The 12,300-nt window shown below is 60.7% G+C and carries 14 protein-coding genes; 4 read left to right on the top strand and 10 right to left on the bottom strand.

Annotated features, from left to right (window positions below; all coding sequences use genetic code 11):
• Positions 1-15: 15 nt before the first annotated feature.
• Genes I6L40_RS18075 through I6L40_RS18065 form a run of 3 tightly spaced genes read right to left on the bottom strand, consistent with a single transcriptional unit; the run spans position 16 to position 2,812 of the window.
• Positions 16-669 (bottom strand): TenA family transcriptional regulator, encoded by a 654-nt coding sequence (locus I6L40_RS18075; protein ID WP_043850156.1) that lies wholly within the window; start codon positions 667-669, stop codon positions 16-18.
• Complete coding sequence (locus I6L40_RS18070) at positions 666-2,144, bottom strand: AMP-dependent synthetase/ligase (RefSeq protein ID WP_071913060.1); 1,479 nt, start codon at positions 2,142-2,144, stop codon at positions 666-668. The genes I6L40_RS18075 and I6L40_RS18070 overlap by 4 nt, the downstream gene beginning before the upstream one ends.
• The gene (locus I6L40_RS18065; RefSeq protein WP_071913062.1) at positions 2,141-2,812 is read right to left on the bottom strand and encodes a thermostable hemolysin; all 672 of its coding nucleotides are present in this window, start codon (positions 2,810-2,812) and stop codon (positions 2,141-2,143) included. Before I6L40_RS18065 ends, I6L40_RS18070 begins: the two co-directional genes overlap by 4 nt.
• Positions 2,813-2,945: 133 nt before the next feature.
• Here I6L40_RS18065 and I6L40_RS18060 point away from each other — a divergent pair, with 133 nt between their 5' ends.
• Positions 2,946-3,593, top strand: coding sequence for a class I SAM-dependent methyltransferase (locus tag I6L40_RS18060; RefSeq protein WP_071913064.1), 648 nt, complete (start codon positions 2,946-2,948; stop codon positions 3,591-3,593).
• 31 nt (positions 3,594-3,624) lie between these two features.
• Here I6L40_RS18060 and I6L40_RS18055 read toward each other — a convergent pair whose 3' ends face one another.
• Both I6L40_RS18055 and I6L40_RS18050 read right to left on the bottom strand, forming a co-directional pair.
• Positions 3,625-5,013 (bottom strand): FAD-binding oxidoreductase, encoded by a 1,389-nt coding sequence (locus I6L40_RS18055; protein WP_071913066.1) that lies wholly within the window; start codon positions 5,011-5,013, stop codon positions 3,625-3,627.
• Positions 5,014-5,027: 14 nt separating this feature from the next.
• Positions 5,028-5,963: an ABC transporter six-transmembrane domain-containing protein gene (locus I6L40_RS18050; protein WP_071913069.1), complete on the bottom strand. Its 936-nt coding sequence runs from the start codon at positions 5,961-5,963 to the stop codon at positions 5,028-5,030.
• Positions 5,964-6,070: 107 nt separating this feature from the next.
• On the opposite strand from I6L40_RS18050, the gene I6L40_RS18045 reads away from it, so the two are divergent.
• The 3 genes from I6L40_RS18045 to I6L40_RS18035 all read left to right on the top strand — a co-directional run bounded on the left by I6L40_RS18045 (position 6,071) and on the right by I6L40_RS18035 (position 8,840).
• The gene (locus I6L40_RS18045; RefSeq protein WP_071913071.1) at positions 6,071-6,664 is read left to right on the top strand and encodes a TetR/AcrR family transcriptional regulator; all 594 of its coding nucleotides are present in this window, start codon (positions 6,071-6,073) and stop codon (positions 6,662-6,664) included.
• Between the two features lie 87 nt (positions 6,665-6,751).
• Complete coding sequence (locus I6L40_RS18040) at positions 6,752-7,999, top strand: winged helix-turn-helix domain-containing protein (RefSeq protein ID WP_216994667.1); 1,248 nt, start codon at positions 6,752-6,754, stop codon at positions 7,997-7,999.
• Positions 8,000-8,048: 49 nt separating this feature from the next.
• Positions 8,049-8,840: an ABC transporter substrate-binding protein gene (locus I6L40_RS18035; RefSeq protein WP_071913075.1), complete on the top strand. Its 792-nt coding sequence runs from the start codon at positions 8,049-8,051 to the stop codon at positions 8,838-8,840.
• A 90-nt stretch (positions 8,841-8,930) separates the two neighbouring features.
• On the opposite strand, the gene I6L40_RS18030 is transcribed toward I6L40_RS18035, so the two are convergent.
• The 5 genes from I6L40_RS18030 to I6L40_RS18010 form a co-directional block, all read right to left on the bottom strand.
• Positions 8,931-10,055: a M20 family metallopeptidase gene (locus I6L40_RS18030; RefSeq protein WP_071913078.1), complete on the bottom strand. Its 1,125-nt coding sequence runs from the start codon at positions 10,053-10,055 to the stop codon at positions 8,931-8,933.
• Between the two features lie 26 nt (positions 10,056-10,081).
• Positions 10,082-10,549 (bottom strand): YjiG family protein, encoded by a 468-nt coding sequence (locus I6L40_RS18025; protein WP_041210001.1) that lies wholly within the window; start codon positions 10,547-10,549, stop codon positions 10,082-10,084.
• Complete coding sequence (locus tag I6L40_RS18020; RefSeq protein ID WP_071913079.1) at positions 10,546-11,277, bottom strand: nucleoside recognition domain-containing protein; 732 nt, start codon at positions 11,275-11,277, stop codon at positions 10,546-10,548. The genes I6L40_RS18025 and I6L40_RS18020 overlap by 4 nt, the downstream gene beginning before the upstream one ends.
• 256 nt (positions 11,278-11,533) lie before the next feature.
• Entirely contained in the window at positions 11,534-11,890 is a 357-nt protein-coding gene (gene frdD, locus I6L40_RS18015) for a fumarate reductase subunit FrdD (protein WP_033112665.1), read from the bottom strand.
• A 10-nt stretch (positions 11,891-11,900) separates the two neighbouring features.
• Positions 11,901-12,299 carry a fumarate reductase gene (locus tag I6L40_RS18010; RefSeq protein ID WP_033112664.1) on the bottom strand — a complete coding sequence of 133 codons (399 nt, stop codon included), beginning with the start codon at positions 12,297-12,299 and terminating at the stop codon, positions 11,901-11,903.
• Position 12,300: the final 1 nt, after the last annotated feature.

The raw sequence follows: 12,300 nt of genomic DNA, 5'->3' as shown, positions 1-12,300 counted from the left end.
GCGGATTCCTTCTGGTCACGGCGTGGCGGTGAGGTTGTAGAGCATCTCGCCGTAGAGGCGATAGACCACCTTGGTGGAGTGGATGATGGCGGCCTGATCTGCCGGGCTCTCGACCTTATCCATCAAGGATTCAAAGAACTTGAGGTGCTCCTGATCCAGGGTGCCGTGGGAGCTGAGATAGCTCATCGCCTGCGGGGGCAGCCCGAGGCCGCTTTTCAGCTGGTCGGCCACAGTGAGGGCGATGGCGACGCTGGTGCCTTCCAGCACCTGTACCATGCCGAAGAAACCCATGGGGTTTCCCCGCTGGATCTGGTCGTAGAGGAAGGCGACCATCAGCTCGATGGGCAGCCCGGGCTGGCCATGACGCACCGCCTCGGCATCGCCGCCACAGGCGCGGATGTCATTGAGGATCCACTCCTGATGGCCGTACTCCTCGTCGATGTACTCAGCAATGGCGCCGCGTACCCACTCATACTCCTGACCCAGCTTGCCGCCGGTTGCCATTAAAAGCGGGACAGTGTGGCGCACGTGGTAGTAGGCCTGCGCCAGAAAGGCGAGATAGGTGTCGCGACTGATGTCACCACGGCGGCAAGCTTCAATGATGGGGGCCTTGAAAAGGTGCTCGCGCTCAGTGGCAGTGGCTTGTTGCAGAGTCTGATAGAAGCTCATGAGGATTCTCCTGTGGTGCCGGTTGCAAGGCACTGGCTGATCTGTTGGGCAAACTGGCGATAGGTCTCTTCCCGGCGCACCCGCCCGTTGGCGGTGAGCAGCCCGGGATGCTGGTCGAGTGCCACCGGCAGCCAGTGGTGCAGGCGGGCGTAGTCGGGGAGACGACGATTCAATACTTCGATCTGTTGTGGCAGTTCTGCCTCTTTGCCCGGCAGGGGCTGGATCAGCGCCACGTTGGCGGGCTGGCCATCGCCGAACACCACGATACGGGCGATGGCGGGGCAGAGCTGGGCTTCAGCCTCGACCCACTCGGGGGAGAAGTTGCGGCCAAAGGCGGTGATCTGGACATTCTTCTTGCGCCCGGTGATGTGGAGGTAGCCCTCTTCATCGAGGCGGCCCAGATCTCCCGTGGCAATCAGCTCGGGGATTGACTCATCGCTACCCAGATATCCCAGCATGGCGCTGCCGCGTACCAGGATCTCGCCATCGTCGCCGATGGTGACCCGGGTGTGGGGCAGGGGGCGGCCAACGCTGCCTGGCTTGTCAGTACCCATGGTGTTGAGGGCCACCACCGAGCAGCACTCCGAGAGGCCATACCCCTCGTAGACTGGCAGACCAAGCTGGCGGGCATGGGCGATAAGATCGGGGGCAACCTTGCCACCGCCGACGGCGATAAAGCGCAGACCGCGCAGCTGCTGGGCCAGCACCGGGGTACTGGTACAGAGCGCCAGCAATAGGCGCAGCAGCTCGGGCACCAGCACCAGACTGTGAGTTGACCAGCGCAGCAGCGCCTCCCCCAGCATGGCTGGATTGAGCGAGCTGGAGCCGGTGAAGCCGAGTTCTGCCAGCGATGGAATGCGGCTGCAGGCACCGGTCAGCAGCGGTACATAGAGGCCGGTGAGGTTCTCAAGCAGGGTGGCCAGCGGCAGCAGGGTGAGGTGTTTTTCCACCTTGGCTGGCGCAACACGCTCGGCCAGCGATTCGCACACCGCCATCATGCTGGCCAGCGAGAGGCAGACCCCTTTGGGCTGGCCCGTGGTGCCGGAGGTGTAGGTGATCTTGGCAGTGCCCTGTGGCAATACCGGGAGGTTTGCCGGTTTGCGGCGCCAGAGTGGCAGTTCGCCGCTGACCAGCAACAGCGGCTCGGCAGCGTGCCATCCCTGATGGGCCGGGCCAACCAGCGCATCGGCGCCGCTGCTCTCCAGCAGCCACTCTTGCTGCTCAAGGCTGAAGAAGTGGGGTACCGGGATCACCACGATCCCGGCTTTGGTGCAGGCCAGATCCATCAGCGCCCATGGCAAGCCGTTGTCGAGTTGCAGGGCAAGGCGCTTGATGCCGGCTTGCTGCAGTTTGCCAGCCAGATGCTGGATCTGCTGCCAGAGGCTGTGGTAGTCGAGCCGCTGCTGGCTGCTCAGCAGCGCAGGTGATTGCGGATTCTCGCGGGCATGTTTGGCGATGGCGTCGAACAGGCTCATTGGGCGCACCTTTTCTCACTGGTCAGGGTTGCATCGGTAAAAAGCACTGGCATGGGGGCCAGCAGGTTGAGCAGCAGGCTGCTCTGGGCGAGCACTGCCCGCCCCTGATTGATATCTCCCACCATCACCTTGGGCTGGCAGCGGTAGTACTCGCCCCAGGCAGCGGCGTCGGCACCGACCTGATGGGCCTGGGCGGGGGCCAGTTCGACCGGATTGAGGCGCAGACGGGTGAAGCTGTTGCGCAGCTTGGCGGTGCCGGTAAAGACCACATAGTCGAGGGCGTTGTCACACAGCATGCGGCAGAGAGCGGCAAACATCAGGCGGGCATTGCCCGGCTCGCGACAGGCGAGATTGCCCACTTCGATGATGCGCTGGCGGTCGGGACGAACACCAAGGCTAGTCTCGATGGAGGCTTCGATCGGTTGCTCCAGATACTGCTCCAGATAGAGGCGATGCTCGCCGGCCTGGCTGCTGGCACGGTTGAGGCCACAGGCACCAACCAGCGTCCCGTCGGCGCGATATAGTCCGATCAGGCAGGGCAGAAAATGGGGAATGCGGGCATTGAACTCCAGGGTGTAGGCATCCTGGATATAGGCTTGCAGCGCCATGACCTGCTGCTCTGATTCGGCCAGGATCAACCGGTATGGGGCTTGGATCTCGGTGGTCATGGGGAGGCTCCTTCTCTTGCGATGGATTCAGAGTAAAAGCCCAAACTTAAGAAACCCTTAAGCGGCAAAAAAAAGTTGTCAGCATCCGGTACGGCAGGCAAGCTGCCCCCCTGTCGCCATCCCGAGGTATTCCATGTCATCGACTGCCTGCTGCCCCCTCTGTGCCAGCCATCACTCCTATCCCCTGCCGGTGGCGGGCAAGCGCTATCACCGCTGTCGCCAATGCGAGCTGGTCTGGCTGGATGCAGGCGATCATCTGGATGAGGCGGCGGAGAAGGCGGTCTACGACGGCCACGATAACCGGGTGGATGATCCCCGTTATCGCACGTTTTTGATGCGGGCTTTTGGCGAGGTGCTGGTGCGGGTGCCGCTACCTGCCAGCGGCCTTGATTTTGGCTGCGGTCCCGGCCCTGCGCTGGTGGCGATGGGGCGTGAAGCGGGTTACGACATGGTTGGATATGACAAGTTCTATGCCGACTTTCCCGAGTTGCTGACGCGTCAGTATGACTTCATCACCAGTACCGAGGTGATAGAGCACATTGCCGAACCGCGCGCCGTGCTTGACCGGTTGTGGGCCTGCCTCAAGCCCGGCGGTATGCTGGTGCTGCAAACCCAGCGGGTGCTCGGCGACGAGCGGTTCAAGAACTGGCGTTACCGCCACGATCCTACCCATATCGTCTTCTTTTCCGAGGCGTCGTTTCGGGTGCTGGCAGCTCGCTGGCAGGCCAAGCTTGAGTTGCCTCATGCCGATGTGGCGGTATTGCACAAAGGCACGCCTTGAGGCGTGCCTTGTTCTGTTGCTCGTTGGTCAGTTACTCGTCGTAGCCCTTGTCCTGCCACTGGTAGTACATCAGGGCTGACTTGACGCCGATTGACTTGAACGGCTCCGGCGGCAGCCACATTGGCAGCGTCTGCTCGGCGTGGTTGAACCAGGGGTGCTCCTTGCCCTGATAGAGGCTGGCCACGATGTCGCCAAACAGGAAGGAGAGGTTGATGCCGTGGCCGTTGTAGCCGAGGGCGTAGTAGATGTTCTTGTGATCCCCCATCACCCCCACCGCTTCGGTGCTGTCGCCGGTCATGCCGAGTACCCCGTCCCACACCTGCTCAAACTTGATCCCCTTGAGGGCCGGATAGAGTGTCACCAGCTCCTTCATCATCATGGCGCTGACCCGGTTGAGGTCTCCCTTGTAGTTGAGGCCGTCGTTGAAGACGTACTCGGCATTGCCACCGCCAATAACGATCCGGTTGTCCGGGGTCAATACCAGATGAAACAGGATGTTGCGGGTGTCATAGAAGGGCATCCGGCTCTGCCACTGGATGGCGTTGAGCTGATCCCGGGTAAGCGGTTCGGTCACGGCGCTCTGGGCGTGTACCGGAAAGACCCGGCCGCTGAAGTAGCCAAGTTTTGAGGTGTAGCCGTTGGTCGCCAGCACTATGCTGTCGGCGGTCACCTTGTACTTGTCGGCCACGTTCAGTTCGATCTGCTTCCCCTCCTTGATCCCGAGAACCGGGCTCTGTTCATAGATGGTGACGCCCGCCTGCTCCACCGCCTTGTGCAGGGCGTTGACCAGCTTCATGGCGTGTACCTGACCGCCATTGGGGTCGTAGACTGCCCCTACATAGCGGTCGGTGCCGAGTTTCTCTTCGGTGGTGTCGGCGTTCCAGTATTGCAGCGGGATGCCGAGGCGATTGGCGGTTTTTACATAGTCGCGGTACTCGGGAATATCCTCCTCATCGAGGATCGCCTCCACATAACCATCGAGCCTCATATCGGCATCGATGCCGGTCGATTCAACCAGTGCCTGCAGCTTGTGCATGCTGGCGACCGTCAGATCATAGTGGCGCTTGCTCGCTTCCCCCTCTTCATAGAGGTCCATCACCTCGGAGCCCGGCAGCACCATGCCGCCGTTGCGGCCCGAGGCGCCGCTGCCGACCTGTTTGGCCTCGAAGATGGCAATCTTGAGCGACGGATTGGCCTTGGCCAGATGCCAGGCGCTGGAGAGGCCGCTGTAGCCGCCACCTATGATGGCGATATCCACCTTCAGATCTTGTGCCAGCGGGGCACTCTCCTCTGCCGGTTTCTCCTTGAACCAGTAGCTGGTGTTGGGCTCAAAGTCGCTCATTTTGGGGCCGCAGGCGGCGAGGAAAAAACAGCTGATACACATGGTCAACGCTCGTTGGCAGAGGGTGGTCGGGTTCATGGTTTGCTCCGGGTTCAGATTGCTTGTTCGGTGTTGCTGGCTGGTTGCGCCGTATTGACCCGGCGTCCGATATCCCGCAGCCGGGCGAGCTGGTCGGCAAGACCGGGCCCTTCATCCAGGCTGCTGACAAAATTCCACAGGTAGGTCATCACAGCATAGACATGGCCTGCGGAGACCTGGGGTTGGGCCATCAGCATGGTGATGGCGAGCAAAAAGAGCAGGGCCGCGCTGACGCCAACCACCAGAAAGGCGAGCGCCTCCCGATCCGATACCCGGATACGGATCCATGCGAGGGTGCGGTAGTGACGGGCCAGCCTGATTTGCTCGGCGTGCGTCACCAGCTTGACCTCGTGCTCCAGCCGGTCGTTGAGGCGCTCATGCAGCAGCTGGTTCTTGCGTGAAAAACCGGGCAGCAACAAACCGAACAGCAGCAGAACCCCCATACAGGCGATACCGACCCAGAACTCGATCACCGTCAGCATGATGGCGGCACCCATGATGGAGACCAGGCTGGTGGCCAGGATCGGGATATGTTTCTCGAAGAAGTCGACAAACTCCCGTGCCAGGGTTACCCGCGCCACTATGGTGGATTGCCCCTCCTGCTGCTGACGCTGGGCCAGGATCACCGGCACCGCCAGCGCTGCGTAGATATGGGTGAAAGTGCGGGTATCGACCGCACGGCGCAGGGCGCCGATGAGCCAGAACAGCAGCACGATGAGGGCATAGCTCGAGGCTTGCCACCACTCTCCCTTGACGATGGCGTCGATGGCAAAGCCGGCGAACAGGGGATAAGCCACCAGCAGGATGTTTTCGAGGGCGACCAGTGAGAAGGTGCCCGCCAGCTTGAGGGGATTGGCCCGTGCAATCGCCCCCAGCGAACGACCGGCCGAGTGTGGCAACGGCATGGCCTGCTCGTTGCAACTGGCTGCCGAAGTGGTTGGTGTTGTCATGGGTTATCTCCTAAGATGTCGGAAATGCTAACTTTGAGCAAGTGCTCAAAGTTTGTTTGAGCGGTCGCTCAAAGTCAAGCGGAACGATTGATATCGCAGGAGGTAAGATGGCACGCCCATCAGCAGAACAGCGTAAAGAGATGATCATCGAGGCCGTACTGGCCCTGTTTCGAGAGAAGGGAATGGCAGCCTCTTCTACCCGTGATGTGGCCGAGCGCACCGGTCTGGCGCGCAGCCACGTCTACCACTACTTCAAGGATTGGAAAGAGCTCTGTCTCTGCGCCGTGGAGCGCTTCACCAGTCAGGAGATAGCCGAGCAGCGGGAGTGGCTGTTGCCGCTGCCGGCCTGTGAAGCGTTGCCACTGTTCGTGCGGGACAACCTGCCGACCAGTCAGGATGCCTCCTGGGCCATCTATCTGGATGCATGGAACGAGTCGCTACGCGACCCGGTATTTGCCGAGAGTTACCGCAAGACCATTCAGGCATGGCGCGAGGTGCTGGAGCAGATCCTGCAAAAGGGGATCGACAGCGGCGACTTCATGGCCGCTGATACCGGACGACTGGCGCGCCAGATCACCTCCCTCATCAACGGCTATGCCGATGACCTCATTCTGGAGCCAACCCCCGAGACGGTAGAAGCCACCTATCAGGAGATCATGGCGGTGGTGAACCGGCTGGTCCTGCCAAACAATCCGGCATAAAGCTGGGGGAGGGGTCATCAACTCTTCCCCATGTTTATTTGGCCGCTGTTCGGGCATGCTGGAGGTCGGTTACCAAGGAGTGGTTTGATGTCTATCCCCCATTTATCGCTACAGGATGCCCGTCATTTGCAGCTGGCGGCGCAGGCGCTGCTGGTGCCGCGCCGCGGCAAGGCTGCCCCGGCCGATCTGCTAGCGACCATCCGCCGCATGGCGCTGCTGCAGATCGATACCATCTCGGTGGTAGCGCGCAGCCCCTATCTGGTGCTTTTTAGCCGCCTTGGCCACTATGAACCTCGCTGGCTGGAGCAGTTGCTGGCCGACGGCGAGATCTTCGAGTATTGGGCCCATGAGGCCTGCTTCGTGCCCCGCGAGGATTATCGGCTGTTGCGTCACCGGATGCTCGACCCTGCCGCCATGGGCTGGAAGTTTTCGGCCAACTGGCTCGCTACCCATCAGCAAGAGATTGGCCAGCTTATCGGGCGCATTCGCCACCATGGCCCGGTACGGGCGGCCGATTTTGAGCGCAAAGAGGGGAAGGGCAATGGCTGGTGGGACTGGAAACCGGAGAAACGTCATCTGGAGGTGCTCTTTACCACCGGTCAGCTGATGGTGCGGGAGCGGCGCAACTTTCAGCGGGTCTATGATCTCGCCGAGCGGGTGCTCCCCGAGTGGAGCGACCGGCGGGATCTGCCGAGCATCGAGCAGGCGCAGCGGGATATGGTGCGCGCCAGTTGCCGGGCGCTGGGGCTGGTCAAAACTGGCTGGGTGGCTGATTACTACCGGCTGCGGCGTGGCAAATATGACGCCTTGCTCCATCAACTGGCGGACGAGGGGGAGCTGCTGCCGGTACGTGTCGAGGGATGGCAGCACGGTGCTTTCGTGCACGCATCTCTGGCCGATGAGCTGGCAAGGGCGCAGGCGGGTTGTCTCAAGGCAACCCATACCACCGCCCTGTCGCCGTTCGATCCGCTGGTATGGGATCGCAAGCGAGCCAGTGAGTTGTTCAACTTCGACTATCGCATCGAGTGCTATACCCCGGCGCCCAAGCGTCAGTACGGCTACTTCGTGTTGCCGCTGCTGCATCGTGGCAAGCTGGTGGGCAGAATGGATGCCAAGGCCCATCGCCAGCAGGGGATCTTCGAGATCAAGAGCCTCTATCTGGAAGCCGGGGTGAGAGTGACCCGCCAGCTTGCGCAGGATCTGGCGAAGGCTCTGCAAAAGTTGGCCGAGTGGCACCAGACGCCGGCGCTGCACTATGGCGCCATTCCGGCGCCCTTGCTGGCCATGTGGCAATCCGGTGTTGCCCAAGGCGGTGAGGCAGCGGCAGTGGACTAATCTGCACAGTAACGCGTCGCAAGATGATGGCATGAGTGGGGAGAGAGGGATGAGACGAACCCGATTGCTGCTGGCAGGGCTGGGCCTTGCCATGCTGATACCGGCGAGCTTGGCCAGCGCGGCAGAGAAGCCGGTACAGATCTGTCTGGGGGAGGGCAACGAGTGGGCCCCCTTTACTTACTGGGAGCGCAAGGATGGGGTGCCCGATACCAGCCGGTTGACCGGCTCGGCCACCACGCTGGTGCTCGATGCCATCAAGAAAAATGGCTTGTCCTACCAGATCCGCTATCTGCCCTGGGCACGGGTGCAACAGGAGCTGGCGGATTATCACCAGAACGGCCTGTGCGAGCTGACCTGGGATGCCAGCTACAAGCCGGAGCGGGCCGAGTTCGCCTTCTACAGCGTGCCGCTCTACTACACCCATCTCGGTTTCTTCTATCTCAAGCGCCGCTATCCTGAAGCGCCCGATCTGCAGACGGTCAACAGCTCACGGGTATGCGGCGTGATTGGCTATAACTATGCCCCCTATGGGCTCGCGCAGGAGCCACGCCGGGTCAAGCAGTTGCAACAGGCGCTCGACATGCTGGGGCGGGATCGCTGTGACTTCTTGCCAAGCGAGATTGAGCCGCTTGTTGGCGGGTTAACCCTGGGCATCTACCAGAGCGAACCCGGTCTGCTCAATCTCGCCCTGCCAAGTCGCAAGGGATTCTATCTGCTGGTCAGCAAGGGATCGCCTCGTGCCTACGAGCTGGTTACCCGCCTGAATCAGACGTTGGTGGCATTTCAGGAGCAGGGTCATGCGGAGGAGGTGATGCGCCGCTTCCTGCCGCCGATGGAGTAAGCGCCAAGAAGGCTAATCACCCAGATTTATCAGATGAAAAAGAGCCAGCCGGTGCAAACCGGCTGGCTCTTCCGTTTTATGGGAAAACCATCAGGCTGCGATGCGGGTCAGCACCTTCACCAGCAGTTCGATGCGAGGGCCAATGCTGGCCAGATCGAGATACTCCTCGTCACTGTGGAAACCGGCACCAATGGGGCCCAGACCATCCAGGGTGGGGATGCCGAGGGCGGCAGTGAGGTTGGCATCTGAGCCGCCCCCTACCTCTTGCCAGCGAATGGGCAGCCCCAGTTCGGCACCGCACTCCTCCACCAGCTGCATCAGTGCCTGAGTGCCTTCTGACGGCACCATGGCCGGTTTATGCGCCTCGCGGGTCAGCTTGATGGTGACCCCTTCCAGATGGGGCCGCTCGACCAGGGTCAACAGATGATCGTTGACCAGGTTGTACTCCTGATTGTCCCAGAAGCGCACATCCACCACCGCGCTGGCGTGGGCCGGCACTATGTTGGCGCCGTTGCCCCCCTCGACGATGCCGATGTTGAGGGTAGTGCCGCTCTCGAAGTTGGTCAGGGCATTGATGGCGAGGATCCAGTGACCCAGCTCGGTGATGGCGCTGCGCCCCTTCTGCGGCTCGTTGCCGGCGTGAGCCGCCTTGCCGGTGAAGTCGATGCGATAGCGTGCCATTCCCTTGCGAGCCTTGACCAGCGAGCCATCGGCACGGGCCGCTTCGGCCACCAGCACTTGTCTGGCTTGCTTGGCCACCGATGCCAGCCAGTCGCTGGAGTGGAGGGAGCCAATCTCCTCGTCCGGGTTCATGCAGACGCAGATGCTCAGGCGATCGCGCACCTCGCGGGGCAGTGCACGCAGGGCATAGACGATGTTGAGCAGGCCGGATTTCATGTCGGAGACGCCGGGGCCGTAGGCGCGCTCGCCATCGACACTCATCGGGCGTTCGGCTGCGGTACCGACCGGGAAGACGGTATCCATATGACCGATCAGCATGATGTCGATCTGCTCGGCCTGCGGCTGGTTGCGGATCTCCAGCCCGACCCCGGCGATGCCGCAGTCGACCCGTTTGATCTGCCAGCCGCCCATGGCCTCGTATTTGGCGGCCATCAGCTCGGCCACTGTGGCAATGCCCGGCTGGTGCAGAGAGCCGCAATCCAGATTGATCAGGGGGGCCAGCTCGGCCAGATATTGATCCAAAGAAAAAGTCATTGTTTGCTCCGCTATCAGATCCGGGGTCACAGGATGATGTTCATTACCAGCATGGCGCCAAAGGCGTTGAGCACCGAGATGGCGATCATGACCGGGATATAGCGCCCTTCGGTACCGATACAGCCGAGGATGCGGCCCATGTACTGCACCTGTGAACCCATCAGGTAGATGGCTGGCGCCAGAATGGCGATGTGAGTGCCGTTGAGGATCCCCTGATCGAACAGGGTGATGACCACACCGACTGCACCGCCCATCGACATCCAGGCGCCGATCAGCACGGCTGCCGCTTCACCGGGCAGGCCGAAGATGGCCATGACGGGGGAGAAGATGGCGCCCATGGCGTCCAGCGCGCCGGTGATCTGCAGCGCTTTGATGATGACGAAGGCCATCAGCACGTTGGGAACGGTGGAGGTGGTAGCGATGACCCATCCCTTCTTGGCCCCTTCGACGAAGATATCGGTGACGATGGGTTTCTTGACGTTGGCCTGGCTCATTTGGCTTGCTCCTGGGTGGTAAGGGTCTGATCGCGTTTGCTGTTGTCGGCACTCTTGCCTTCGGTGAGGTTGAGATAGACCCGGAACAGATTGGCGCCAATGAACTTGAAGACGAACATCACGGCGACTGCCAGCCCGATGGAGGAGCTGACCGCCTGGGTGCCGTCAGCCAGGGTCAGGGTGAAGAGCACGGCACCGGAGGAGAAGAAGTTGACTATGGTGGCGCCAGCGGAGAACTGGAACATGGTGAACACGTCGGTCTCGCGCTTGGTGATGAGCCCTTCATCCTTGAGCTGGCGAGTCATGGCAGCACCCGCATCGGTACTCTGCAGCGAGGCGATAAGGGCGAGGCCGGTGTTGCCCGGGATCCCCATCAGCGGGCGAAGCAGCGGAGTCAGCAGCTTGCGGGCGGCATCCAGCGCGCCGTAGTGCTCAAGCACGTTGATCATGCCGAGGGCAAACATCACGGTGGGGATCAGGGTCAGGGCGAACAGGAAGCCATCGCGAGCGCCATTGCCTCCCTTGCCACGCATGTCGGTCATGGCTGTTTTGATACCATCCCCGTTTTCGCTGACGCTCTGCACCATGGTGCCGAACGAACCGTTCAGCGTAGTGAAGTCAAATACCCCGTACCACTGGTTGGACTGCAGCAGCCCGGAGAAGAAGACAATGGCAAAGGCCAGTGCCAGATAACAGCCGATCGTCACCGGACGGTTTTTTTCGCTCATAGATAGCTCCACATGAATAATTATTTAATCGGATAAATTATGGTTGATACGGCTATCAATTATTTGATGGGGGTCAAGGAGCCTTGCTGATATGCGGGGTGACGTTGGTGATATGTGAGGATGATCGTCCTCTGAAAAGAAGAAGATCCGGTTTTTGTTTAATTTGTTGAAAAAGTCAGCGGCAAGGATGCGTGGGGATGCTGCAATAAAAAAAACCGGGCACTTGGCCCGGTTTGTTCAATCAGTTGTGCGGTGATTACTGGAGTACCAGCACCATCAGCAGACCGACGGTAATGGCAGATACCAGGAAGGCAAAGCCATAGAACACATAGTGGTGCAGCTTGGTGGTGTGGATCCCCAGATCATGCAGACCGTGGTAGATACGGTGCATGCCGTGCCAGATCGGCAGAGCGATGATCACCAGCAGGATGCAGGCACCCCACCAGGAGCTGGCGAATGCCAGAACGCGGTCATAGCTCATGGTCTCTACGTCCATGATACCCATGGGTACCAGCAGACCGGTGATGAGGACAATGACCGGCAGCAGCATGGCAACGACCATGCCACCCGCACCAAACAGACCCCAGTAAATTGGCTCGTCAGAACGTCTCATTGTTTTCTCCTCAGGCCACGATGATCAGGACAAGCAGGGATACCACAGCCAGCGCCACATACTGGGCGATGACGATCGGTTTCTCCGGCACCAGGTCTTCACCACGGAAGATACGCATGGCTTTCGGCGCCAGAGCGAACCAGGTCTTGGCATGGAACAGGCAGGCTGCCAGCGCAATCACGTGGAACAGGATGGCGATCGGGCTTTGCAGGGATTCCAGCCAGCCATTGAACGCTTCCTGACCCTGTACCAGACGCATCAGACCCCACATCAGCACAACAGCGTAGATGGAGACGAAGATACTGGTGCCTTCGCGGATCATGTAACCGGTGTAGAAGGCGTTCTTCAGCCACCAGTCTTTCTTCATTTCGCGGACGTAAGGTTTACGTTTGCTTTCAGTGTTGTTCATG

This window comes from Aeromonas sp. FDAARGOS 1410 (genome assembly GCF_019048745.1).
GTDB lineage: Bacteria > Pseudomonadota > Gammaproteobacteria > Enterobacterales > Aeromonadaceae > Aeromonas > Aeromonas jandaei.
Note: the sequence above shows the minus strand (reverse complement) of the source record. Positions and strands in the feature narration are given on the sequence as shown.

Coding starts and splice junctions, on each gene's coding strand:
- I6L40_RS18075 (WP_043850156.1), bottom strand. CDS start 669: ATGAGCTTCTATCAGACTCTGCAACAAGCCACTGCCACTGAGCGCGAG.
- I6L40_RS18070 (WP_071913060.1), bottom strand. CDS start 2,144: ATGAGCCTGTTCGACGCCATCGCCAAACATGCCCGCGAGAATCCGCAA.
- I6L40_RS18065 (WP_071913062.1), bottom strand. CDS start 2,812: ATGACCACCGAGATCCAAGCCCCATACCGGTTGATCCTGGCCGAATCA.
- I6L40_RS18060 (WP_071913064.1), top strand. CDS start 2,946: ATGTCATCGACTGCCTGCTGCCCCCTCTGTGCCAGCCATCACTCCTAT.
- I6L40_RS18055 (WP_071913066.1), bottom strand. CDS start 5,013: ATGAACCCGACCACCCTCTGCCAACGAGCGTTGACCATGTGTATCAGC.
- I6L40_RS18050 (WP_071913069.1), bottom strand. CDS start 5,963: ATGACAACACCAACCACTTCGGCAGCCAGTTGCAACGAGCAGGCCATG.
- I6L40_RS18045 (WP_071913071.1), top strand. CDS start 6,071: ATGGCACGCCCATCAGCAGAACAGCGTAAAGAGATGATCATCGAGGCC.
- I6L40_RS18040 (WP_216994667.1), top strand. CDS start 6,752: ATGTCTATCCCCCATTTATCGCTACAGGATGCCCGTCATTTGCAGCTG.
- I6L40_RS18035 (WP_071913075.1), top strand. CDS start 8,049: ATGAGACGAACCCGATTGCTGCTGGCAGGGCTGGGCCTTGCCATGCTG.
- I6L40_RS18030 (WP_071913078.1), bottom strand. CDS start 10,055: ATGACTTTTTCTTTGGATCAATATCTGGCCGAGCTGGCCCCCCTGATC.
- I6L40_RS18025 (WP_041210001.1), bottom strand. CDS start 10,549: ATGAGCCAGGCCAACGTCAAGAAACCCATCGTCACCGATATCTTCGTC.
- I6L40_RS18020 (WP_071913079.1), bottom strand. CDS start 11,277: ATGAGCGAAAAAAACCGTCCGGTGACGATCGGCTGTTATCTGGCACTG.
- frdD (WP_033112665.1), bottom strand. CDS start 11,890: ATGAGACGTTCTGACGAGCCAATTTACTGGGGTCTGTTTGGTGCGGGT.
- I6L40_RS18010 (WP_033112664.1), bottom strand. CDS start 12,299: ATGAACAACACTGAAAGCAAACGTAAACCTTACGTCCGCGAAATGAAG.